At 67.5% G+C, this 22,993-nt stretch carries 17 protein-coding genes; 1 reads left to right on the top strand and 16 read right to left on the bottom strand.

The genetic code is table 11. The annotated features are described in order from the left end of the window. Window positions 1-156: 156 nt before the first annotated feature. The 16 genes from CDO81_RS04560 to kduD form a co-directional block, all read right to left on the bottom strand. Window positions 157-2,472: a Tex family protein gene (locus CDO81_RS04560; RefSeq protein WP_088482441.1), complete on the bottom strand. Its 2,316-nt coding sequence runs from the start codon at window positions 2,470-2,472 to the stop codon at window positions 157-159. Between the two features lie 85 nt (window positions 2,473-2,557). Then, window positions 2,558-3,265 carry a substrate-binding periplasmic protein gene (locus CDO81_RS04555; protein ID WP_158218160.1) on the bottom strand — a complete coding sequence of 236 codons (708 nt, stop codon included), beginning with the start codon at window positions 3,263-3,265 and terminating at the stop codon, window positions 2,558-2,560. 204 nt (window positions 3,266-3,469) lie between these two features. Beyond that, window positions 3,470-4,480, bottom strand: coding sequence for a PEP-CTERM sorting domain-containing protein (locus CDO81_RS04550; RefSeq protein ID WP_088481932.1), 1,011 nt, complete (start codon window positions 4,478-4,480; stop codon window positions 3,470-3,472). 308 nt (window positions 4,481-4,788) lie between these two features. Beyond that, window positions 4,789-6,627 (bottom strand): ATP-binding response regulator, encoded by a 1,839-nt coding sequence (locus tag CDO81_RS04545; RefSeq protein ID WP_088481931.1) that lies wholly within the window; start codon window positions 6,625-6,627, stop codon window positions 4,789-4,791. A gap of 200 nt (window positions 6,628-6,827) precedes the next feature. Beyond that, window positions 6,828-8,090 (bottom strand): TIGR03862 family flavoprotein, encoded by a 1,263-nt coding sequence (locus tag CDO81_RS04540; RefSeq protein ID WP_088481930.1) that lies wholly within the window; start codon window positions 8,088-8,090, stop codon window positions 6,828-6,830. Between the two features lie 77 nt (window positions 8,091-8,167). After that, the gene (locus tag CDO81_RS04535) at window positions 8,168-9,679 is read right to left on the bottom strand and encodes an MFS transporter (RefSeq protein WP_162293489.1); all 1,512 of its coding nucleotides are present in this window, start codon (window positions 9,677-9,679) and stop codon (window positions 8,168-8,170) included. Between the two features lie 134 nt (window positions 9,680-9,813). Beyond that, entirely contained in the window at window positions 9,814-10,503 is a 690-nt protein-coding gene (locus CDO81_RS04530) for an NUDIX hydrolase (RefSeq protein WP_088481929.1), read from the bottom strand. Between the two features lie 20 nt (window positions 10,504-10,523). After that, window positions 10,524-12,110 (bottom strand): nicotinate phosphoribosyltransferase, encoded by a 1,587-nt coding sequence (locus CDO81_RS04525; RefSeq protein WP_088481928.1) that lies wholly within the window; start codon window positions 12,108-12,110, stop codon window positions 10,524-10,526. A gap of 24 nt (window positions 12,111-12,134) precedes the next feature. Further along, window positions 12,135-12,992, bottom strand: coding sequence for a ribose-phosphate diphosphokinase (prs, locus tag CDO81_RS04520; protein WP_088481927.1), 858 nt, complete (start codon window positions 12,990-12,992; stop codon window positions 12,135-12,137). Between the two features lie 112 nt (window positions 12,993-13,104). Then, entirely contained in the window at window positions 13,105-13,992 is an 888-nt protein-coding gene (locus CDO81_RS04515; protein ID WP_088481926.1) for an SDR family oxidoreductase, read from the bottom strand. Beyond that, the gene (locus tag CDO81_RS04510; protein ID WP_088481925.1) at window positions 13,989-14,447 is read right to left on the bottom strand and encodes a GNAT family N-acetyltransferase; all 459 of its coding nucleotides are present in this window, start codon (window positions 14,445-14,447) and stop codon (window positions 13,989-13,991) included. Before CDO81_RS04510 ends, CDO81_RS04515 begins: the two co-directional genes overlap by 4 nt. A gap of 3 nt (window positions 14,448-14,450) precedes the next feature. Continuing rightward, window positions 14,451-15,470, bottom strand: a complete 1,020-nt coding sequence (locus CDO81_RS04505) for an NADP-dependent oxidoreductase (protein ID WP_088481924.1) — start codon at window positions 15,468-15,470, stop codon at window positions 14,451-14,453. A gap of 88 nt (window positions 15,471-15,558) precedes the next feature. Continuing rightward, entirely contained in the window at window positions 15,559-16,365 is an 807-nt protein-coding gene (kdgR, locus tag CDO81_RS04500; RefSeq protein ID WP_088481923.1) for a DNA-binding transcriptional regulator KdgR, read from the bottom strand. Window positions 16,366-16,493: 128 nt separating this feature from the next. Next, window positions 16,494-17,591, bottom strand: a complete 1,098-nt coding sequence (locus CDO81_RS04495) for a pectinesterase family protein (RefSeq protein WP_088481922.1) — start codon at window positions 17,589-17,591, stop codon at window positions 16,494-16,496. After that, a complete protein-coding gene (locus CDO81_RS04490; protein WP_088481921.1) occupies window positions 17,588-18,763 on the bottom strand; it encodes an oligogalacturonate lyase family protein in 1,176 nt (391 codons plus the stop codon). The genes CDO81_RS04495 and CDO81_RS04490 overlap by 4 nt, the downstream gene beginning before the upstream one ends. A gap of 33 nt (window positions 18,764-18,796) precedes the next feature. Further along, window positions 18,797-19,567, bottom strand: coding sequence for a 2-dehydro-3-deoxy-D-gluconate 5-dehydrogenase KduD (gene kduD / locus CDO81_RS04485; protein WP_277596018.1), 771 nt, complete (start codon window positions 19,565-19,567; stop codon window positions 18,797-18,799). Between the two features lie 451 nt (window positions 19,568-20,018). Here kduD and CDO81_RS04480 point away from each other — a divergent pair, with 451 nt between their 5' ends. After that, window positions 20,019-22,970, top strand: a complete 2,952-nt coding sequence (locus CDO81_RS04480) for a TonB-dependent receptor (RefSeq protein ID WP_088481919.1) — start codon at window positions 20,019-20,021, stop codon at window positions 22,968-22,970. Window positions 22,971-22,993 lie beyond the last annotated feature (23 nt).

Below are 22,993 nucleotides of genomic sequence, written 5' to 3'. Positions count from 1 at the left end.
CGGCGCGCACGGTAGCGGCAGCGTTGTCGGGCGGCAGCATCGCTGCGACCGCTGGCAAGAATCGGGGTGTCAATCGACGCCCCGCGGGCACGGGGTGCGATGTTGGCAAAGATTTGTTGCAATGACGAAGGTCAGCCCCGGAGACCCTCCGCCGCCTCAGCGCTTGAGCTTGGCGAAGGCGGCGGCCATCGCACTGCCGCCGGTGGGCTGGGCATCGCGTGGGCCACGTTCCTGGCGGCCGGCCGGGCGGAAGGCGTTGTCGGCCTTGGGGCCGCGCGGGGCCTGGGCGTCGAGCTTCATCGTCAGCGAAATGCGCTGGCGAGCCAGGTCAACCTCCAGCACCTTGACCTTCACGATGTCGCCGGTCTTGACCACCTCGCGGGCGTCGTTGACGAACTTGTTGGACAGCTGGCTCACGTGGATGAGGCCGTCCTGGTGCACGCCCAGGTCGACGAAGGCGCCGAACTGCGCCACGTTGCTGACTGTGCCTTCCAGCACCATGCCAGGCTGCAGGTCCTTGACGTCTTCCACGCCTTCGTTGAAACGGGCCACCTTGAAGTCCGGGCGCGGGTCGCGGCCGGGCTTCTCCAGCTCGGCAAGCACGTCCTTGACCGTGATGAGGCCGAACGTCTCGTCGGCGAGCAGCTCGGGCTTGAGCGTGCGCAGCACTTCGCTGCGGCCGATGACCTCTTCCGCCGGACGCTTGAGCAAGGCCAGCGCCTTCTCCACCAGCGGGTAGGTCTCGGGGTGCACGCCGGAGAAGTCCAGCGGGTTCTCGCCGCCGCGGATGCGCAGGAAGCCGGCTGCCTGCTCGAAGGTCTTGGGGCCCAGGCCGGTCACGTCCAGCAGCTGCTGGCGGTTCTTGAACGCGCCATGGGCATCGCGCCAGCGCACGATGCTGGCCGCGACCGAGGCCGACAGGCCCGAGACCCGGGCCAGCAGCGCGCTGGAGGCGGTGTTGAGGTCCACGCCCACCTTGTTCACGCAGTCCTCGACGACGGCGTCCAGCGCGCGCGCCATCTCGCTCTGGTTGACGTCGTGCTGGTACTGACCCACACCGATGCTCTTGGGGTCGATCTTGACGAGCTCGGCCAGCGGGTCCTGCAGGCGGCGGGCGATGGACACCGCGCCGCGCAGGCTCACATCCAGGTCCGGCAGCTCCTTGGACGCAAACTCCGAGGCCGAGTAGACCGACGCGCCGGCTTCGCTGACGACGACGCGCTCGATCTTCACGTTCGCATCGAGCTGCTGCAGCTTCTTGATGAGTTCACCGGCGAGCTTGTCGGTCTCGCGGCTGGCGGTGCCGTTGCCGATGGCGATCAGGTTCACGCCGTGCGTGGCGCAGAGTTTGGCGAGCGTGTGCAGCGCGCCGTCCCAGTCGCGCCGCGGTTCATGTGGGTAGACGGTGGCGGTGTCCAGCACGCGGCCGGTATCGGACACGACGGCCACCTTCACGCCGGTGCGGATGCCCGGGTCCAGCCCCATGACGACGCGCTTGCCTGCCGGCGCGGCCAGCAGCAGGTCGCGCAGATTTTCGGCGAACACCTTGATCGCGGTGGCCTCGGCGGACTCACGCAGCCGCGCAAAGAGATCGCGCTCCAGGCTGAGCGAGAGCTTGACCTTCCAGGTCCAGCCGATGGCCTTGCGGATGAGCTCGTCAGCGGGGCGATTGGCATGACGCCAGCCGAGGTGGGCGGCGATGCGGCCTTCGGCCAGGCCCGGCTTGCCGGCGACGGGCTCTTCGTCCAGCACCAGCTTGGCGTCCAGCAACTCCAGCGTGCGGCCGCGGAACACCGCCAGCGCGCGGTGCGAGGGCACGGTCTTGATCGGCTCGGCGTAGTCGAAGTAGTCGCGGAACTTGGCGTTGTCGGGTGTGTCGGGGCTCTTGCCGTCCATCAACTTGCTCTGGAACAGGCCGACGTCCCACAGCCACTCGCGCAGTTTGCCCACCAGCACGGCGTCTTCGGCCCAGCGCTCGGAGAGCAGGTCGCGCACGCCGTCGAGCACGGCGAAGGCATCGGCAAAGCCGCCTTCGGCATTGATGAACTTGGCCGCCTCGTCCATGGGCACGAGGCTCGGGTCCGCGAAGAGCTGGTCCGCGAGCGGCTCCAGCCCGGCCTCGCGGGCGATCATGCCCTTGGTGCGGCGCTTGGGCTTGTAGGGCAGGTAGAGGTCTTCCAGCTCCTGCTTGGTGGGCGCGGTGCGGATGGCAGCCTCCAGCTCGGGCGTGAGCTTGCCCTGCTCGGCAATGCTCTTGAGCACCGCCTCGCGGCGCTCGGCCAGCTCGCGCAGGTAGGCCAGGCGGGCGTCGAGTTCGCGCAGCTGGGTGTCGTCCAGGCCGTCAGTGGCCTCTTTGCGGTAGCGGGCGATGAAGGGCACGGTGGCCCCGCCGTCCAGCAGGTCGACGGCGGCTTGCACCTGGGCGGGCCGAACCTTCAGTTCGGCGGCAATCTGGGAAACGATGGGGTCCACAAACACAAAGGGCGCCTCCTGACGGCGCCCTGGTTGTTACGCGAGGCCCGCATTCTGCCAAAGCAGACGTGGCCGGAAGGCCGCCTCAGGGCGCGGCGCGCTGGCGCCAGCGCTCATGGATGGCCCGGGCCGTGCCGTTGGCCTGGATGATTTTCATGCCTTCGTCGAAGGCTGCGAGCATCTCGGCGGACTGCGGGTGCCGCCGCGAGAAGGCGGTGTAGATGCCGAAAGCGCTGAGCTGGCCCACCACCTTGAACTTGCCGGCGAGGTCGGGCTGCCGCTTGAACAGCAGCCGGGCGTTGATGTCCGGGGCCAACGTATACGCCGCCCGGCCACGCAGCAGCAGGCGGAAGTTGTTCTCGTCGTGGCTGGTGACCACGCGCTGGATGCGCGTATTGCCGTCGAACTCGCTGCCGTACTCGTAGCCGCGGGTCACGGCGACCGGCTGGCCTTCGAGGTCGCGCACCTGCAAGCCACCGGCGCGCGGGGTCGGTGCGTCGGCCAGGGCCCAGATCAGGAATCGCTCCTCGAACATCGGCCGCGCCGGCCAGGCGTAGTCGTTCTCGATCTGAACGGTGCGTGTGGTGTTGAAGCAGGCGACCAGGCTGCCGGTGCGCGTCTGGGCCATGCAGCGCACATAAGGCACCGACTCCAGCCGCACCTCCACGCCGATCGCGCGGAAGGCCGCTGTCACCAGTTCGACGGTGATGCCTTCGGGCCGGCCGTTCACCTCGGCGGAGTAGGGGTACCAGTCGTCCTCGGCGCCGATGACCACGGTGCGGGTCTTTGCCATGCCTGCGGCTGCTGGCAGGGCCAGCATCGAGAGCAGCAGGTCACGCCGTCGCATCGGGGGTGGTTCGCCTTGCAGGAAGAGTGCGGTGGCGGAGTCTAGGGCCCTCGGTGGGTGTGGCGGGGCAGGGTCTGACTCGATTCCCCACCGTCCGCGCACATGGCGTGGCCCCGGGTCAGCGGCCCGGCGCGGCGACGCGAGTGACGATCAGCGCCGCGTGCGACGCGCCCAGCGCCATGCCGACAGGCCGGCCAGCCCCAGGGCGAACAACAGGTCCGAGGTGGGCTCAGGCACCGCGGACACGGCGTTGAAGGCCTGGGCAGGGCCGCCGTTGATGCTGTAGGTGGCCACATTCAAGGTGTGCGAGAAGTCAGCCGAAGCGCCGTTCTGGGCGCCGGTGAACAGAGCCACGTTCATGAAGTAGAAGTAGCGGCCGCAGATCGGCGTGAGCGGTGCCGGGACCGGCGTGGTGCAGTCGATGCGGGTGCCTTGGGCCGTGACGTCCAGCGTGCTGTTCACGTCCACCCAGGTGCGAGAGGTGTCCGCCTGCGCGCCGAATACGGCGAGATGGGTCTGGCTGCTGGGCTGCACCGTGGCGAGTTGCCGCAGCAGGGTCTCACCTTCGGCATTCACGTCGATGCCGGCGTTGGCGAACAGCGCCGCCTGGCTGGCGCTGGTGGGGTTGACCTCGGAGCCATAGGCCCAGGCGACGACGCCGGCGAGGCTGGCATCGGAGCCGGTGGCGAGGCTGCCGGTGGTGGTCAGGCGACCCTCGAGCGGCAGGCTGAAGTGCACGGTGGCATCCTGGTCCAGCACGGCCCAGTAGGACATCATCGAATAGCCGACAGACGCCATGCCGGTGGCCTTCGGGTCCAGCGGGGCGATGGCCGTGGCGGAGGCACCGAGCGTGGTGGCCGTCAGCTTGCCGAGTGCGGCCGCCGACTTGCCGTCTTGCGTCTGGCTGGACTCGACACGGGCCGCAAGCGCGCTGGGTGCCGGGAACATCGTGAAGCTGCCTGCCTGCGTCGGCAGGCCGTCGATCATGGTGCCGGCGCTGACCTGGGCCGCCGACGCATACCACTGGTTGAGCAATGCACCGTAGAAGGACGATGGATCGGGCGTGCCCAGCGTCAGCCCGGGCAGCGTGGTCTGCGCAGCGGCGGGCAGGGTCAGGGCAAGCAGGCTCAGGGCCAGGGCGGAAGCATGAGGCAGGCGCATCAACGGATCATGTGGGTCAAGACGCGTCAGTCTAGGAAGCACTCCGTGGCGCACTCGCCGCGTCGCGACGCTGGAGCAAGGGACGTCGCCACCCCGAGTTGCAACCGGATGTGACGCCTGTGGCCTCCGTCAGGCGCTTCACCAGGGCAACAGGCCCTGTGCCGCGGCGGGGCCGCTGGCTGCTCGGGCAGTGGGCGCCGGCAAGCTCATGCCATCGGTGCTGTTGAGCTCGATCCAATGCGCCTGCGCCTGCGCCTGCGCTGTGTCGCCATGCACGTTGCCGACTCGGTCGTTTGTCGAGCCGCGCGTCAAGCGCTCGCCGGCATTGCCCCTGACCCGATCGAACGCTTCAGCAGGGCGTCCATCAGTGCCAGCAGCTTGCGAGGCTGCACAGGCTTGTAGGCCACGGCTACGCCCAGCGTCGATGCCTGTGTGGCGACTTCGGCATCCAGGTCGCCAGTGACGAGGACAAACGCTGTTCGCTGCCAGTGCGCGCTTTGCTTCAGGCCGCCAATCAAATCCATGCCGTTTTGATCGCGTCCCAGATGCAGGTCTGAGATCAGCAGATCCGGCGACGGACTGCCCCGGCGTGCAAGCGATTCTTGTAGTTCGAGCGCATTTCGGGCGGACGCGACCTGGAAGCCCCGCCCTTCCAGCAACTGGGAAACCGCGGTCAGGATCATTTCGTCGTTCTCCACGATGCCGATCAACTGCCCTTGACCGGCTGTCGTCGGTGCGGCTTCTGGCGCCTGCGTTGGAACGATAGCGCTGGGCAAGATCAGAGTGAAGGTGGTGCCCTGGCCGACCTGCGAATGCAGCTGCAGCTCATGCCCGAGCAACGCGGCGGCGCGCTTCACGATGGGCAGGCCGATGCCCAGCCCATGGATGCCTTGCGCCGTGTCCAGCCGGACAAAGTCGGCAAACACGCTGTCCACCTTGTCGTCCGGGATGCCCGGCCCCGAATCGCTGACCTGTACTTTCAGTTGGTGACCCTCATCTTGCACAGACACGTGGACGAACCCGACGGAGGTGTACTTGATGCCGTTGGAGACGAGGTTCAGCAGAATTCGACGCAACAGATGCGGATCAGATTCAACGCCAGCCGTGGTTGTATCGACCGAGAACGCCAGCCCCTTGCGTTGAGCCTGCGGCGCGAACTGCAGATGCAATTCATTGAGCAGGTCCTCCAGCCGCACGGCTTGGCGGGACGGCTTGTAGCGGTCCGCTTCCAGCTGGGTCATGTCCAGCAGCATGTCCAGCATGTTGCTGAGCGAGGTGCTGCATTGACGGATGTCCTCGATCGGTTGCCGGGCCGTTTCCGGCACCTTCTGCAGAGCCACTTCGGCCAACATACCCAGCGCATGCGCGGGCTGGCGCAAGTCGTGGCACGCACTCGCCATCAAGCGCGTACGCGACGCGTTGAGCGTCGTCAGTTCCTGGTTGGCGGCATCAAGCCGCTTGATCGCCTCCCGCAGCTCATCCGTGCGCTGCGCGACCCGATGCTCCAGTGACTCATTGAGGGCGCGCAGTTCGCGCTCGGCGCTCTCGCTGCGGTGCTGCGCACGCAACAGGCCGGTCGTCAGGACGCTCATGCCGGTCAGTACCGCTGGCACGATGCCCGCGTACCGCAGCGATGGCAGCGGCATGACGCCCGACGCGGCCGCGGCCATGGCCAATGGATAGATGAGCATCGCGATCACCACGAGCCCGAATCCCTTGGCGTGCTCGTGCCGAAAGGCGAAGAGCGCCTGGATCGTCATCAGGATGGACACGGCGGCGATGGCGCCGAAGGCGGCAATCCGTGGGATGCGCTCCAGGATTGCAAGCCCGGTGATCACGACCGCCATCAGTCCGACCGCGATGGAGATCACACGGCCCACCCGCGGCGGGATCGAGCCGAATCGGTTCATTGCCAGCACCATGAACCACGCCGTGAATTGCGCCAGCCCTGTGGAGATGGGGTTGGGACGGTCCCCGCTGGGTTGGATGTACGTGTCGAAGGACACGCTGATCGTCATGAGCAGGAACGCTGCCGCATAGAACGCGGCCCATGACAGCCGCAGGTGGCGCCAGACGAGCAGGTAGAGCGCGCCGATCATCCCCGATGACAAGGCTGCGGCGAGCCGAACGACTTCGATGACTTCCATGGCGTTCGTCCTTGTCTCGCAGGTGGATTTCCGCGCAGTCCAACCGTTGCCGCGCCGGGGAAAGCCCGGCTCAACGCAGGGTTGAATGCTTGATCGGCGGGCCGGCCGTTGCCAGCCTCGCTTTTACATCGGAATGTTCTTGCCCGCGTCCATGGATGATGCTGCCAAGCCTGCCCGGGCCGGTGGAAGGGTTGACAGCCTTATCCGAGCTCAAGCCAACGGCAGACACCCAGAGCGGCTGCCTTGCCGCATGCCATGCTCGCCGTCAGCAGATACCCCCCGGTGGGCGCCTCCCAGTCGAGCATCTCGCCCGCGACGAACACGCCGGGCAGCGCGCGCAGCATCAGGGCGTCGGTCAGCGCCTCGAAGCGCACGCCGCCGGCGGTGCTGATGGCCTCGGCCACAGGGCGGGGCGCGTGGAGGGTCAGTGGGAGTTGCTTGAGGGCGGTAGCGAGCGCGGTGGCATCCAGCATCTGCTCGCGGGTCAGCTGTTCGTGCAGCAGGCCGAGCTTGAGCGGGCTCAGGTGCAGCCGGCTCTTCAGGTGTGAGGACAGCGAACGGCTGCCCCGGGGATGCTTCACCTCGGCGAGGACGCGCTCGGCGCTGAGCTGGGGCAGCAGGTCCAGATGCAGCGTGGCCTGGCCGTGGCGGTTGATCTGCTCGCGCAGCGCGCGGCTGGCGGCGTAGACGAGCGAGCCCTCGATGCCGCTGGCGGTGATGACGAACTCGCCCGCGCGGCGCTCGAAGCCCTCGGTTGCCAGGGCCACGGGCTTGACCGGCTGGCCGGCGAACTCGGTGGCGAATCGCTCGCTCCAACCCGGTGCACCTGGGTGCGCGGCGGTCGGGCCGACGTCGAAGCCGCAGTTGGCGGGCTGCAGCGGGGCTACATCCACACCACGTTGAGTGAGCCAGGGCTCCCAGGCGCCATCCGACCCGAGCTGGGGCCAGGAGGCGCCGCCCAGTGCCAGCAGCGTGGCGCGCGGCGCGGCGAGCCGTTCGCCCTCGGGCGTGTCGAAGCGGAGGTGGCCGTCGGCGCTCCAGCCCGTCCAGCGATGGCGCATCGAGAATCGAACGCCGGCGGCGCGCAGTCGGTGCAGCCAGGCGCGCAGCAGCGGCGCGGCCTTGAGGTCGGTAGGGAACACGCGGCCCGAGGTGCCGACGAAGGTGCTCACACCCAGGCCTTCGGCCCACGCGCGCAGTTGTTCGGCGTCGAAGCCGCGCAGCAGGGGCTCGATCTGGGCGGCTCGGTCACCGAAGCGGCCCACGAAGGGGGCGAAGTCTTCGGAATGCGTGAGGTTGAGGCCGCCTTTGCCGGCCAGCAGGAACTTGCGTCCGACGCTGGGTTTGGCGTCGAAGACGGTGACGGGATGGCCGGCGGCGGCGAGCACCTCCGCCGCCATCAGGCCGGCCGGGCCGCCGCCGATGATGGCGACGCCGGGCGTGAGAACTTCAGGGAGAGACATGCCCGATTCTAGGAAGGCCCCGGTGCCTGCCCGTCAACACCTTGCCGCGGCGCCGGCGAGGCGTCGGTTCTGCCGCGTCAGGCCCGGGCCGGGGCCTCCGAGCCGGCGGGGGCGAGGTGGTTGTTGCCCCAGCATTGCTCGTACTTCCAGCCGGTCAGCTCCTCAGCGACGGCGCGCGCCTCCGCGGGAGCATCGGCGATGCGGCCCCCGGCCTTGATGCGGGCGATTTCCTTCAGCAGGATGGCGTGGTTCTTGCGGTCCAGCTTCATCTGGTACGTGTAGTAGATGCCGCCCAGGCCCAGGCCGATGACGCCCAGCGTGAAGATGCCGATGATGGCGTTGAGCGCGCTCTCCGGCTGGGTCGCCTGGCCAGACACGAAGCCGTACTGGCCCAGCACCCAGCCCATGGCGAAGACGACCGCCGAGCGGGTGATCTTGCCGGCGAAGGTCATGGCGCCGGCATAAATGCCCTCGCGGCGTCGCCCGGTCAGCACCTCATCGACATCGGCCAGGAAGGTGTAGACCGTCCAGGGGATGTAGTACACGCCACCCGTGCCCAGGCCGAACACGGCCGTGATGGCGAACAGCGCAATGACGGTGGTCTGCTTGTCCCAGCCCAGGTAGTACAGCGCCGTATAGGCCAGCACGCTGCCGCAGACGATCAGCAGCGCGATGCGGTAGGGCCGGGCGAAGCCGAACTTGATGCACAGGCCGATGAAGGCCATGGTCGAGATCAGCTGCATCACGGAGCTGAAGCTGTTGAGGTAGCCCACGACTGCCTTGTCCTGGCCGAGGCAGAACACGATCAGGTAGGTGAAGATCGAGGCGAACAGCCATTCCGCCCCGAAGCCCAGCAGATACATGCCGAGGTGCTTGCGGAAGATCTTGAGATGGAAGGTCGAGATCATGTCGGCCGCGAGCTTCTTGAGCGCCTGCCAGAGACTGCCCGCACGCTCCTGCACCACTTCATGCGCGGGCCGCTCCCACGACGAGAAGTACAGCGCCGCCATCGCCGCGCACATGATCAGCGCATAGATGATGCCGGTCAGCAGGAAGGGCGTGGGCGACTCCTTGCTGTAGATCAGGAACAACTGCGCCGGGATGAACGCGGCCAGGAAATTCGCCACCTTGCCGAACATGGCTTTCGAGCCCGTGAGCTTGGAGCGCACCGCGAAGTCGTCGGTCATCTCGGTGGCCAGGGTCTCGTACGGCACCATGATCGACGTGTAGACGAGCTCGAACAGCGCGTACATGGTCAGGTAGTACCAGAAGCCGAAGCCCTCGATCCACATCAGCGGGTACAGCAGCACCAGCGGGATGCCGATCAGGATGAAGAAGCGTCGCCGCCCGAACTTCCTGCCCAGCCGGGTGTTGTAGAAGTTGTCGCTGATGTACCCCATGATGGGGTTGCTGATCGCGTCCAGGATGCTGGCCAGCGAGAAGATGGCGGCGGCCTCCACCACCGTCAGCCCGCAGAACGTCGTGTAGAAATACAGCAGCCACGCCGCCGCAATCGCCAGGGCGCCGCTGCCCAGCAGGTTGGCACTGCCGTAGCTCAGCGTGTGCCGCATCGAGATCGTTCTGCTCATGATGGACTGTCTCTTGTTATTGGAAGACAGTTTCATTTTTTGTGGCCTGTCGTTCCGTGAAGTGGGGCGAGTATCCCATTTCCGGACTTTTGGGCACCTGCCGTGAACCCTGGGCGGGCAAGGCAGTGCAGGGCTCAGGCGCCGCTGATCAGTCCCTCGATCAAGGTGATGTCCTCCCGCAGCCGGTAACCCTCGGCCGGACGGCCGCCGGAGCCGATCAACAGGTCAGCCGGCTCCAGGGCGTCGGCGGCCAGCATCTTGCGGCGGAAGTTGGCTTTGTTCTCGGTCGTGCCGCAGACCAGCTCGTAGGCCTGGCGCAGGTCCGACAGGCGGAACACCGGCGGCAGCAGGTGAGCCAGCAGCGTGGAATAGGTCGCCTTGGCCTTGAGGCGGCCCAGCGCGATGTCGATCAGGTGGCGGTGATCGAAGGCCAGCGGTGGCAGCCGCGGCGTCGGATGCACCGGATGCAGGCTGACCCGACCAGCCGCCACCAGCGTCTCGACCACCGCGTATTCATGCAATGCGAGGTGGATGACGCTGGCCGACCAGCCGCGTGGGTCGCGCGTGGGGCCGGATTCCGTGTACACCTGCTCCAGATGCCGCGGGGTGAAGGCGAGCTTGTGCTTGAGGATGCGCAGCGCCGCCTGCGTGGTGGACTTGTCGACCTTGCCGGTGGCCGGGTCGCCGTGCACGAAGCCGCCCGGCAGCATGGCGCGGCCCGCGAAGGGCGCCTCGGTGCGGGGCATGAGCGCCACCTGGAGTTGGCCTTCGGCCAGCGTCAGGATGACGACGTCCACGGTGAGGATGGGGTTCTGGAAGGTCATGCGGGCCTCCGTGCCGAGGGTCAGCCGCCGCTGCGCAGCCGGGCACGGATCTCGGCCAGCGTCTGGCGGCGCAGCAGTTCGCCGTCCTTGAACACCGTCTGCAGCAGGCCGCCTGCTTCTTGCTCGGGCGTCTGGCGGTCGTAGAGCACATAGCGGCCGTCCTCGCGTTCGACCCGCAGCAGACCCACGGCCGACTTCTTCGTGCCGCCATCGGTCTTGGGGTCCTTGGACAGCTCGCGCAGTTCACCGTTCACCACGCCGGCCGTGGCCTTCATCGCCATGCCGAAGCTGTCGCGGGTGATGAACTGGTAGCTGAAGCTCCCCACGCCCAGCACCACGTTGGTCGACGCAAAGCCCTTGGTCATCAGGCGCCGCAGGATGGCGTCAGCGCGCTGCAGGGTGATGGAGTCGCCGTAGATGAGGCCGACGCGCTCATGCAGCACCTTGAAGCCCTTGCTCGTGGTGGTGCCGCCGAACACGTCCCACAGGCATTGCACCGCGCCACGCCGCTCGGCGTCGGTGATGCGGCGGCCGCCCTCGCGCACTTCGTAGAGGCCCTGTGCGTCGCGCCGGGGCTGGCCTTGGGCGTCGCTCACCAGTTCGTCGTCGAGGTAGCCGGTGAGGATCAGCACTGGGTCGCCCGAGTCGGGGCGGAACACCACCTTGGCCTGGCCCAGGGCGTTGGGCTGGCGGGCCAGGATCTCGGCCTTGAGTTGCACCGCGTAGTTGCTGATGACCTGCCAGAAGTCCCAGGTGTCGCTGACGATGCTCACCAGGCCCGCCGGGTAGACCTCGGTGATCAGGCGGCGGAAGGTGCCGAGTTCATCGAGCTGGCCACCCATGCTCATCACGCTGTGCTCGGTGGCCGGGATGGAGCCGCCGATCATCTCGGTGTCGCTGTTGGCGCCGTAGAAGTCTTCGAGGTAGTCGATGGCGTTGACCGTGTCGGTGCCGGTGAAGCTCAGCAGGTGGCCGGCGCCGCTGCGGGCCGCGTCCTCGGGGCCGGCCATGCCGCGGGCGGAGAAGTCGTGCGCCTGCCAGTCGATGAACAGCGGGTCGCCGCCGGTCATCTCGCCATAGGCCTCGAGCAGGCGGCGGTACTGGTAGGCCAGCGTGGCCACCGTCATCGGCTTCCAGTTGGCGTTGCTCAGCACGGTCTCGATGTAGTTGGTCAGCCAGAAGAACTGCGGCAGGGTCTCGGTGACCGTGAACGGCGGCACCTTGATGTCCACCAGCGAACCCTCCGGCAGGGCCTTGATGTGCAGGGGGAGGTAGCCCAGGTCGTGCAGGGCCTCGATGTGGTCGACCGGCACCGCACCCGGGCCGAGGGCGTTGTCCATGCGGCGGCGGTAGCGCCCCACCGCCTGGGCCTTGGGAAGGCGGAAGAACTCGGTGTTGAAGGCGTCGATCAGGATGTCGAGGACGAAGCCCTGCAGGCCGAAGAACACCACCTTGCCGTCGAAGGTGGCCGGTCCGGTGCGCAGCACCGGCGCGAGGCGGTCCGAGCGGGGCGTGAAGTTGCTGTAGACCTTCTCGGTGCCGGCGGGGTACTGGAAGACGTGGCCCGACTTGTAGAAGTCGATCAGGTTGAGCGGGTTCAGCTTCATGGAGGCTCCTTGCTTGTCGGGTGTTCAGGCGCTGCGGCCGGTGAGGGCGGTGGCAGCGGCGAGGTCGGGGTTGGCGCAGTGGGCGGCGAAGACGCCGTCGAAGTGGGCCTGCAGCGGCGCCAGCCCCTTGGTGAACAGGCCGTGGGTGACGTAGAGGTACAGCGGCTGGCGGGTGCGTTCGCGCAGCACCTGGGCCAGGGCGACGAAGGTGCCGCCGCCATCGCAGATGTCGTCGACGATGAGCAGCGGCAGGTCGGGCAGTTCGCCCTGCACCTCGGCACCGGAGAGGCGGCCGGTGGCCGGGTCGCGCGTCTTGCCGGCATAGGCCACCGGCAGGCCGAGGGCCTTGCCCACCTGCTCGACCCGCTTGCGCGCGCCGGCATCAGGAGCGACCAGCGCCAGGCCGGGCAGATGCCCCAGGGCCTGCGCCCGCAGTTGACGCACGGCGTCGGCGGCGGGTTGCACGCGCACCCGTTCGAGCAGCGCGGGGACCACGTCGCTGTGCGGGTCGGCAATCGTCACCGACACGAAGTCGAGGCTGTTGACGAGGCGGCAGAACACGGCCGCCGAGAGCGGCTCGCCAGCCAGGGCGACGCGATCCTGGCGGGCATAGGGCACGTAGGGCATGACCAGGTGCAGCTCGGCGCCTGCGGGTGCGGCGCGGCGAAGGGCGTCGGTCAGCAACAGCAAGTCCATCACGCCCTCGGCCGAGTAGAGGTGGGCGGTGAGGGTCCAGCAGCGGTCGCTGCAGCCGAGTGCGCTGGCGGGCAGGCGCACATGGCGCTCACCGCCGGGAAAGCTGAGGAACTGCAGGTCGTCGTGGCGGCGCACGTCGCCGACGTCGGCGGCGGGCCGTGACTGGAGGCTGAAACGGGAAATCATGTGGCGTCCTTATTTGTCTCATTGTGAGACAAAGTGCGGGCGTGCACAAGTCCTGTTCATGCAACAAATGGAAAGCGCCTCCTGGGAGGCGCTTTGTCAGGGTGGAGGCGGCTCAGTCGGCCCGCAGCTTGGCGCGCAGGGCTGCGCCGATCTCGGGCTTGTCGGCGAACGCGTCGGTGGGGTTGCGCAGCAGCATCACGTCTTCCAGGCGGGTCTGCACGCCCGCCAGGGCTTGCGGGTGGCTGAAGATGTAGAACTTGTTGTGGTCGATGGCGTCGAACACCATCGCAGCCACGTCGGCCGCGGTGAGCTTGCCGGATGACACGGCCTTGTCGGTCTGCGCCTGCGAGATCAGCTGGCTCTTGGTGGGCTTGGCCGCGGCGAACTCGCTCGGGCGGTTGCGGTGGCTCTGGCTGATGCCGGTGGGCACGAAGAAGGGGCAGAGCACGGAGGCGTGGACCTGGTCGGTGACGAGCGACAGGTCCTGGTAGAGCGTCTCCGACAGCGACACCACCGCGTGCTTGGACACGTTGTACACGCCCATGTTGGGCGGGTTCAGCATGCCGGCCATGGACGCGGTGTTGACGATGTGGCCGTGGTAGGCCGGGTCCGCCTTGGCGGCCGCCAGCATCATGGGCGTGAACAGCCGCACACCGTGCACCACCCCCATCAGGTTGACGCCCAGCACCCATTCCCAGTCGCTGACGCTGTTCTCCCAGATGAGGCCGCCGGAGCCGACGCCTGCGTTGTTGAAGACGAAGTGCGGTGCGCCAAAGCGAGCCTGCACGTCGCGCGCCAGGGCCTCCATGGGCTCGGCCTTGGCCACGTCGACGACGCGGGCCAGCACCTGCACGTGGGTGAACTCGGCAGCGGCCTTCTCCAGCGCATCGGCCTGCACGTCGACGAGCACGAGGTTCATGCCGCGACGGGCGGCAATGCGGGCGGTTTCCAGGCCGAAGCCGGAGCCGGCGCCGGTGATGACGGCGGTCTTGGGGGTCATGTCTTGTCTCCTTGGGGGCGCCGCATCTCGATGTGCGGAATGTCGTCTTCGATGTAGGTCGGGCCGACCGGCTGGAAGCCGAAGCCGGCATAGAAGCGTTCCAGGTGGGCCTGTGCGTGCAGGGTGATGCCGTGCTGTGGCCAGAGCTGCAGGCAGTGGGCCAGTGCCTCGGTCATCAAGTCGCGGCCGGCACCGCTGCCGCGCGCGGCCGGCGCGGTGACCACGCGGCCGATCAGGGCATCGTCGCCTTTGAGGCCCGGCGGGATCAGCCGGGCATAGGCCTGCAGCTGGCCGTCGTCGGCCTCACCCAGCAGGTGCCAGGTGTGCCGGTCCAGGCCGTCGATGTCGAGGAAGACGCATTGCTGCTCGACCACGAATACCTCCGAGCGCAGGGCCAGCAGGTCATACAGACGCTGCACGCCCAGTTCGGCGAAGGGCAGGCAGTGCCAGTGCATCACTCAGACGAGCTTGACGAGTTGCTTGCCGAAGTTCTTGCCCTTGAGCAGGCCCATGAAGGCCTCGGGCGCGCTGGCCAGGCCTTGCGCCACGGTCTCGCGGTACTTGAGCTTGCCGGTGGCGACCAGCGTGCCGAGTTCCTTCAGCGCCTCAGGCCAGACCTCCATGTGCTCCGACACGATGAAGCCTTCCACCTTCATCCGGTTCACCAGGATGAGCTGGGGCGCCGCCATCGGGATGGGCTGACCGTCGTAGCCGGAGATCATGCCGCACATGGCCACGCGGCTGAACGCGTTGGCGCGCAGCAGCACCGCGTCCAGGATCATGCCGCCGACGTTTTCGAAGTAGCCGTCGATGCCGTTCGGGCAGGCGGCCTTGAGCGCCGCGGAGAGGGACTTCACGTCGGCATGCTGCTTGTAGTCGATGCAGGCGTCGAAGCCCAGTTCTTCGACCACATAACGGCACTTGTCAGCGCCGCCGGCAATGCCCACGGCGCGGGCGCCGCGTGCCTTGGCCAACTGGCCGACGGCCGAGCCCACCGCGCCACTGGCGGCACTGACGACCACCGTCTCGCCCGCCTTGGGGTTGATGATCTTGACCAGGCCGTACCAGGCGGTCACGCCCGGCATGCCGACCGCACCGAGGTAGGCCGACAGCGGGATGTGGGTGGTGTCGACCTTGCTGAGCACGCCGCGTTGGGTGGCGTCTACGGTGACGTATTCCTGCCAGCCGCCCATGCCGACGACCTTGTCGCCCACCGCGAAGTTGGTGTTCTTCGATTCGATGACCTCCCCGACCGTGCCGCCGATCATGACCTCGTCGAGCGCCTGCGAAGCCGCGTAGCTCTTGCTGTCGTTCATGCGGCCCCGCATGTACGGGTCCAGGCTCAGGTAGTGGTTGCGCACCCGGACCTGGCCTTCGGCGAGCGGCGCCAGGGCCACTTCGACGAGGCGGAAGTTGTCGGGCTTGACCTCGCCCGTGGGGCGCGAGGCGAGGACGATCTGGTGATTGGTGGTGCTCATGGCGGCTGCCTGTGAAAACGACAGCCGGCATTGAAGCATCCCGGCGACCCGGCCGGGCGTCCCAGGTGTGACAGCCCGGCGGCGCGCCTTAAGCCGCAGCGTCCAGCGGGAAGCGGGTGCAGCCGAGCTTGGCCGAGATGTCGCGGCTGGCGGCCTGCAGCTGACGCACCACTTCGGGCGCCTTGGCTTCGTCGAAGCGGAAGGTCGGGAAAGACACGCTCATGCCCGCGATCGGCTGGCCGAGTCGGTCGAAGATCGGCACGCCCAGGCAGCGGATATGGTCGTCGAACTCTTCGCGGTCTTCGCCGAAGCCTTGCTGCTTGACCTGGGCGAGTTCGGCCAGGAAGGCCGCGCGGTCGGTGATGGTCTTGTCGCGGAAGCGCTTGAACTCGGCGCCATCGAGGATGCGGTCGCGGCGCTCGGGGTGCTCCCAGGCCATGAGCACCTTGCCGATGGCGGTGCAGTGCAGCGGCGCGCGGCGGCCCACGCGCGAGTACATGCCCAGCATATGGCGCGAGTCGACCTTGTGGATGTAGATGATCTCGCTGTCGATGAGGCTGCCCAGGTGGACGGTCTCGCCGGTGGCATCGGCCAGCATCTGCATCGGGTGGCGGGCCAGGTCGACGAGGTCGGGCGAGGGCAGGGCCTTGGCACCGATCTCGAACATGCGCATGGCCAGGCCGTAGCGTTCGCTGTCGGCTTCCTGGCGCACGTAGCCCAGGGTCTTCATGGTCTGCAGGAAGCGGTAGACCGTCGCCTTGGGCATGGCCAGGCGCACGGAGAGGTCGGTGATGCCGATGTCGCTTCGCTCGCCCAGGGCGTTCAGGATGGCGAACACCTTGAGTACCGCGGCTACCGACTCCGGCTGTTTCGAATCGCCAATGTCTTCATCCATCGTTCTGATTCTTTCGGACGCTTGTTCCAGGATGGGGTTGGCTGGATTCTCCCTCAGCCGTGACAGGGACCTGCAGGGGCGCCGATTCGATCAGCAAGACGATCGGCGACGGCGACGCCAGGAGGCCTTCATGGCTGCCGGTTGTTGAACTCGCCCAGGCGGTTGACGGCCGCGTCGAAGGGGCGGCGTGAGGTGCTTGCCTGCCAGGGGCCGATGTGGGCGCCGATCTCGCTGTCGCGCACGACCGCAACGCCGTTGGGGCTGACGCCGGCCACCCAGGTGCCGGCCTTCACGCCCGCGTCCCAGGCGCGCCCGATGGCGGTGCTGCCGGGGGCGAGGCCGGCTTCGCCGACCAGGCGGCTGCGCGTGACCAGGAAGCCCTGGGCGACGTCAGCGGCCGTGCTGGGCGCCAGCACGATGCCGCCGTGGCCGGGGGTGCGACGGTTCGCGCGGGTCAGCACCGTGCAGTCCTCGATGACGAGCACGGCATTGCCGAAGATGAAGTCCACGTCGCCCGCGATCAGGCTGTGACGGATGAGCTGGCGGGCCGGCGCCTCAGGGGCGGGGCGCTTGGCATACAGGGTGTCCTGGTGACCGAGCAGGCGCACGTTCTCCAGCTGGATGCGGTCGCCGGCCAGCGTGAGGGCCACGGCCTGGGCGCCGCCGCTCTCGCCCACGCCGGGTGGGTAGGTCTCGCCGCGGCGGATGCCGTCCATGGCGTCATTGGCGACGGTGAGGTGCAGCAACTGCACATCGTTGCTTTGCACCAGCGCGGTGGTGCTGCCGCTGGTGCCGATGGTGGTCTTGCCCAGTTCGGGCCAGCAGGGGTGGGCCGCCTCCTGCTCGCCCTTGGGCTTGCCGGCATAGCGGCCGTCCACCAGCACCACGGCGGCCGCATCCAGGGGCGAGCCGACCAAGGCCAGCGGCGCCTTGTCCTTGATGCAGACCGGGCCGCGGTAGGTGCCGGGCAGCAGCTGGATGACCCAGCGCCGGCTGTCCCGGGCGGGCACGCGGTCGATGGCGGCCTGCAGCGACTCACCCGGCTTCACGATGAAGTCGGGGGTTGTCGCGGCCAGGTCGGCCAGCGGGCCGGGTTGCCAGTCGCCGAGGTAGGCGGCCGCGGTGTGGCGCGCGGCCTGCTCGGCGCTCAGCTGCGGGCGCGGCTGACCGTGGGCGGTGGTCAGCACACACGCCAGGCCAGCGAGCAGGGCGAGCGCGCGCTTCACAGATCGGCCAGGTACAGGGCTGGCTCGACGCCGTTCGCGCGCTCCTTGTCGCAGCTGAACAGCACCTGCTTCTCGTCCGGCGTGAAGCTGGGGTGGGGGTGGGTGACTTGGCGGTTGTCCTTGTAGACGTCCCAGCCGCTGTCGTGGCGTGCGATCTTGCGGGTGGCGGCCTGGCCGCCGCGCAGGTCGAACAGGTGCAGATAGGGGTCGCCCACCAGCATGGCATTGCTGGCCGTGCTGTCGTGGCTGACCGTGCCGCAGCCGTCGCCGACGATGAGGGTGCCGTCGAAGTTGCTCATCAGGTGCGAGCACTGCGGCATCGCGGTGAGGAGCTTGTTCTCCAGCGTGACCGGGTCGAGGCTGTAGATCCAGCGCTCCGGTGACTTGGCGTTGTAGCTCACGTAGATCATGGCGCTGCCGTCGGGCACCCAGAACTCGTGCGTGCAGCTCTCGCCGTCGGTATGTTCCTTGCCGCAGCGGCGGTTCGTGCCGTCCTCGTTGATGAACCACATGCGCGCGTCGATCAGGTCGTGCGGGCCCTCGTGGCAATAAGCGACGGTGTTGTCGTCAAACGGCCGGTACTGCGGGTGTCCGAGCCAGCCGCGCTGCTCCAGGATGACGCTGCGTTTGCCCGTCTGCAGGTCCACGCTGAAGAGCCGGCACAGCGGCTTCTTGTGGAACATCTCGTTGAACTTCTGCCAGGTGGTCAGCGGGAACCAGTCGGCGGCGGCGATCTCGATGCCGACCATCTTGGTGCAGGCGCTGTTGGCCACCCAGGTGCCGTAGCCCACCCAGCCCTCGGGCACGATGTAGACGATCTCCTCGCGCAGCGTGGCGAGTTCGAGCCGGATCAGGTTGCGGTCGCCGCGCACGAAGAACACGAAGCGGTCATCCGGGCTCATGAAGGCGCCGAAGGTGTTCTCGCCCGGGCCTTCGGTGAGCTGCAGGGCGGTCTGCGAGGTCAGGTCCAGCAGGTGCAGGTTCCAGTTCGGGCTCGGCTCAGGGCCGAACTCGCCGCCGAACATCAGCTTTGTGCCGTCGTTGGTGAAGCACTTCTGATAGAAGTAGTTGCGGTGGCAGGTGACGTCGGGCGGCGTGAGCCGCGTGACGCGGGCGCCGGTGTCGGGGTCCTCGCGGGTGAGGAACTGGAACTTGCGTTCGGTGGCTTTCATGGCTCGATTGTCTGCAGCGGCTGGGCGCGAGGTTCAGCGGGCGAGCCAGCCACCGTCCACGGCGATGGTGTAGCCGTTGACGTAGTCCGACGCCGGCGAGGCCAGGAACACCACCGGGCCGGCCAGGTCCTCGGGCTTGCCCCAGCGGCCGGCCGGGATGCGCTCCAGGATGGCGCTGTTGCGCTGCTCGTCGGCGCGCAGCTGCGCCGTGTTGTTGGTGGCCATGTAGCCCGGGGCGATGGCGTTCACGTTGATGCCGTGGGAAGCCCATTCGTTGGCCATCAGGCGCGTGATGCCCATGACGCCGCTCTTGCTGGCGGTGTAGGAAGGCACGCGGATGCCGCCCTGGAAGCTCAGCATGGAGGCGATGTTGATGATCTTGCCGCCGCTGCCCTGGGCCATGAACACCTTGGCCACGGCCTGCGACAGGAAGAACACCGACTTCAGGTTCAGGTCCATCACGTCGTCCCAGTCGGCCTCGGTGAACTTGATGGCGTCTTCGCGGCGGATGATGCCCGCGTTGTTCACGAGGATGTGCACCGAGCCGTTCAGCGCCTTGGCCTGGGCGACGAGGTCGGGGATGCAGCTGACGTCGCCGAGGTTGGCGCGCAGATCCAGGAAGCGCCGGCCCAGGGCCTCGACAGCGGCCTTGGTTTCGTCCGGCTCGGACACATTGACGCCCACGATGTCGGCGCCGGCTTGCGCCAGGGCGAGGGCCATGCCCTGGCCAAGGCCTGTGTTGCAGCCGGTCACGATGGCCGTCTTGCCGGCCAGGTTGAAGTTCTGAAGAACCATGTCAGTCATCCAAGGTGCCGCAGGCACCGGTTGCACGGCGCTCGGTGTGCCGCGAGGGGGTTGGGAAATGTTGAAACGCAGTTCCACTTTTCCGACGGCGCGACTTTAGTCACGTGGCAAGGCCCGCGGAATCATGGTTTCTAATTAGTGAACCGATGTTCCGAATTTTGTCGCTTCCCCCTATCATCGTCTACAAGCCGGGCCAAGCAAGCAGCTTTGTGAGCAGTCGCCACTGACGCTTCCCACCTCACGGGGCGTGATGCGAGCCCAGCGCGATGAGCTTCAGTTCGTCAGCGCGTTGACCCTCTGTCAGCGCGACGACACCCGCCAGCGCACGCACTGCCGCGTCGCCGGCTCGCATTGACGGGTGCCCTGCGTGCGCCCGGGTTCGACGCCTTACATAACCCCGAGAGCCACCAGCGCGGCCCGCGCCCAGGTGGCCTTGCACCAGGAGACCTCCATGTCCGCATTCCGTCCGTCCCACCGTCTGGCCCTCAGCCCGGTGGCCCTGGCCGCCACTCTCGCGACGTTGTCTGCCGCACCCGCGTGGGCCCAGACGACGCCGGCAACCTCGGCACAACTGGAGACGGTGACCGTCACCGGCATCCGCGCCTCGCTGGAGAGTGCCCTGAACGCCAAGCGCCAGGACAAGGGCATCGTCGATGTCATCAAGGCCGAGGACATGGGCAAGTTCCCCGACACCAACCTGGCCGAGTCGCTGCAGCGCGTGCCCGGTGTGGTGATCGACCGTGACGCCGGCGAAGGCCGGAATATCTCGGTGCGCGGCCTGGGCGGTGACTTCACCCGCACGCGCATCAATGGTGTCGAGGCCCTGGCCACCACGGGCGGTACCGACAGCTCGGGCGGCGCCAACCGCACCCGCGCCTTCGACTTCAACGTCTTCGCGGCTGACCTCTTCAGCTCGCTGACGGTGCGCAAGAGCAGCTCGGCCGATGTCGACGAAGGCTCGCTGGGCGCCACGGTCGATCTGCAGACCGCGCGCCCCTTCGACATGAAGAACTTCGTGGCGGCCGTGTCGGTGAAGGGCACGTACAACGACATCCGCGGCAAGACCACGCCCAAGGCGTCGTTCCTGATCTCCAACACCTTCGCCGACAAGAAGATCGGCGTGCTGCTGTCGGGCGCCTACTCCAAGCGCCAGGTCTACGAAGAGGGCTTCAGCACCGTGCGTTGGGACAACGGCGCTTCCAGCGGCGGCTGGTGCTCGCCGGCCGGCACCACCCCGCTGAACCCGACCACGCCCGCCACCACCTGCGGCACTTCCGGTACCACGGTGCCGGCCACCGCCGTCCCGACCCGGCCTGCCAACACCGCTGACAGCGTGGCCGCCTACAACCTGGCGAGCAGCGCCACCAACTTCCACCCGCGCCTGCCGCGCTATGGCCGCCTCACGCACGACCAGGATCGCCTGGGCCTGACCGGCTCCATCCAGGTCCGCCCGGCGGACAGCATGTTGCTCACCTTCGACATGCTGTACTCCAAGCTCGAAGCCACGCGCCAGGAAGACTTCCTCGAAGCCATTTCGTTCAGCCGCACGCTCGCCCAGGGCGGCAAGCCGCAGACCAGCGTCGTCGAAGCCCAGTACGCGGCCAGCGGTCAGATGATCTATGGCAAGTTCAATGGGGTGGACATCCGCTCCGAGTCGCGCTTTGACAAGCTCAGCACCGAGTTCACCCAGCCCACGCTGACGGTTGAGCAGGAGATCGGTGAGTCGCTGAAGCTCACGGCCAAGCTCGGCCGTGCCACGTCGCGCTTCCGCAACCCCATCCAGACCACCACGACGCTGGATGCGCCGAACGTCAACGGCTACGTCTACGACGCGCGGGGCGATGACCGCGCACCGCTGCTGGGCTACGGCAACCTCAACCCCAGCGACCCCAACGGCGGCCTGAAGATCTACGGCGTGCCGGTGGGCGCCACGGGCATCACCAACTTCACGCCCAGCGAGATCCGCATCCGTCCCAACGGCGCCACCAACCGCCAGGACGTGGCCACCGCCGAAGTCGCCTGGGATTTCATCCCCGACGCACTGACGCTGCGGGCCGGCGTCAGCTACAAGCAGTTCAAGTTCATCAGCTACGAATCGCGCCGCACCGTCGAGACGATGAACACGCTGCCGGCCGGTGTGGACGCGTCCATGCTGGTGACGACGCTGTCGGGCTTCGGCAAGGGGCAGAACCTGCCCGCCGGCTCCACGACGTCCTGGCTCATCCCGAACCTGAACGCCATCGCCAATGCGTACGACATCTACTGCAACTGCCTGAAGACCGGTCAGGCGGGCGGCTCCGGCGACTTCACGCTCACCTCCATCACCAACGGCAATGCCCGCGGCAACAACCGCGCGATCACCGAAACCGACACCGGCAGCTGGCTGCAGGCCGACTTCGAGACCCGCCTGGGCGGCATGCCCGTGCGCGGCAACCTCGGCACCCGTTACGTGAAGACGGCCCTGTCGGCCACCGGCTACCTGGCCACGGGCGGCGGCAGCCCCGTGACGGCCACGCGCCAGTACACCGACTGGCTGCCTTCGTTCAACGTCGGCGTCAACCTGACCAAGGACCTCATCGTGCGCGCCGCGGCGGCCAAGGTCATGTCGCGTCCGCCGCTGCCCAACCTCAACCCGGGCGGCACCTTGAGCACGGTGGGCACGCTCAGCTACACCGGTGGCAACCCGGCGCTGGACCCGTATCGCGCGAACACCTTCGACCTCAGCGGTGAGTGGTACCACTCCAAGAATGGCTTCATCGGCCTGGGCCTGTTCCAGAAGAACATCAAGAGCTTCGTCGTGACCAACGGCCGCAACGTGGCCTACAAGGACACCGGCCTGCCGTTGTCGCTGCTGCCGGCCAACTTCACGGGCGACGAAATCTTCACCGTCAGCGCACCGGTGAACACCGAGGGCGGCAAGCTGCAGGGCTTCGAGATCAACGTGCAGCAGCCCTTCACCTTCCTGCCGGGTTGGGGCAAGAACTTCGGCGTGCTGGCGAACTACACGCAGGTCAAGTCCAAGATGAAGTACCCGTCGTCGGCTACGGCCACGACGACGACCTACATCACCGAGGACCTGATCAACCTGTCGCCGCGCTCCTGGAACCTGTCGTTCTACTACGATGACGGCACCCTGAGCGGCCGCATCTCGACCTCGGCGCGTGCAGCCTTCCTGACCACCGTGCTGCTGACCAACAACCAGCTGGAGCAAGGCAAGAACAAGACGCTCAACGTCGACCTGTCGATGGGCTATCAGCTCAACAAGCAGTTGCAGCTGACCTTCGAGGCCACCAACCTCACCAACCAGCCCAACGACCAGTTCATCTCCCGCGCGATGAACAACGTCGTGGTCAACAACTACACCGGCCGTGAGTTCATCATCGGCGGCCGCTACAAGTTCTAAGCCCTGACAGGTTGAGAACACCA

The organism is Roseateles puraquae (assembly GCF_002205845.1).
GTDB classification, from domain to species: Bacteria; Pseudomonadota; Gammaproteobacteria; order Burkholderiales; family Burkholderiaceae_C; genus Pelomonas; species Pelomonas puraquae.
The sequence above is the reverse complement of the archived record's forward strand: the minus strand, read 5'-3'. Positions and strand labels throughout refer to the sequence as shown.

Excerpts from the sequence above, each read along its gene's own strand:
- CDO81_RS04555 (WP_158218160.1), bottom strand. The coding sequence starts at position 3,265 with ATGGCAAAGACCCGCACCGTGGTCATCGGCGCCGAGGACGACTGGTAC.
- CDO81_RS04550 (WP_088481932.1), bottom strand. The coding sequence starts at position 4,480 with ATGCGCCTGCCTCATGCTTCCGCCCTGGCCCTGAGCCTGCTTGCCCTG.
- CDO81_RS04545 (WP_088481931.1), bottom strand. The coding sequence starts at position 6,627 with ATGGAAGTCATCGAAGTCGTTCGGCTCGCCGCAGCCTTGTCATCGGGG.
- CDO81_RS04540 (WP_088481930.1), bottom strand. The coding sequence starts at position 8,090 with ATGTCTCTCCCTGAAGTTCTCACGCCCGGCGTCGCCATCATCGGCGGC.
- CDO81_RS04535 (WP_162293489.1), bottom strand. The coding sequence starts at position 9,679 with ATGAGCAGAACGATCTCGATGCGGCACACGCTGAGCTACGGCAGTGCC.
- CDO81_RS04530 (WP_088481929.1), bottom strand. The coding sequence starts at position 10,503 with ATGACCTTCCAGAACCCCATCCTCACCGTGGACGTCGTCATCCTGACG.
- CDO81_RS04525 (WP_088481928.1), bottom strand. The coding sequence starts at position 12,110 with ATGAAGCTGAACCCGCTCAACCTGATCGACTTCTACAAGTCGGGCCAC.
- prs (WP_088481927.1), bottom strand. The coding sequence starts at position 12,992 with ATGATTTCCCGTTTCAGCCTCCAGTCACGGCCCGCCGCCGACGTCGGC.
- CDO81_RS04515 (WP_088481926.1), bottom strand. The coding sequence starts at position 13,992 with ATGACCCCCAAGACCGCCGTCATCACCGGCGCCGGCTCCGGCTTCGGC.
- CDO81_RS04510 (WP_088481925.1), bottom strand. The coding sequence starts at position 14,447 with ATGCACTGGCACTGCCTGCCCTTCGCCGAACTGGGCGTGCAGCGTCTG.
- CDO81_RS04505 (WP_088481924.1), bottom strand. The coding sequence starts at position 15,470 with ATGAGCACCACCAATCACCAGATCGTCCTCGCCTCGCGCCCCACGGGC.
- kdgR (WP_088481923.1), bottom strand. The coding sequence starts at position 16,365 with ATGGATGAAGACATTGGCGATTCGAAACAGCCGGAGTCGGTAGCCGCG.
- CDO81_RS04490 (WP_088481921.1), bottom strand. The coding sequence starts at position 18,763 with ATGAAAGCCACCGAACGCAAGTTCCAGTTCCTCACCCGCGAGGACCCC.
- kduD (WP_277596018.1), bottom strand. The coding sequence starts at position 19,567 with ATGACTGACATGGTTCTTCAGAACTTCAACCTGGCCGGCAAGACGGCC.
- CDO81_RS04480 (WP_088481919.1), top strand. The coding sequence starts at position 20,019 with ATGTCCGCATTCCGTCCGTCCCACCGTCTGGCCCTCAGCCCGGTGGCC.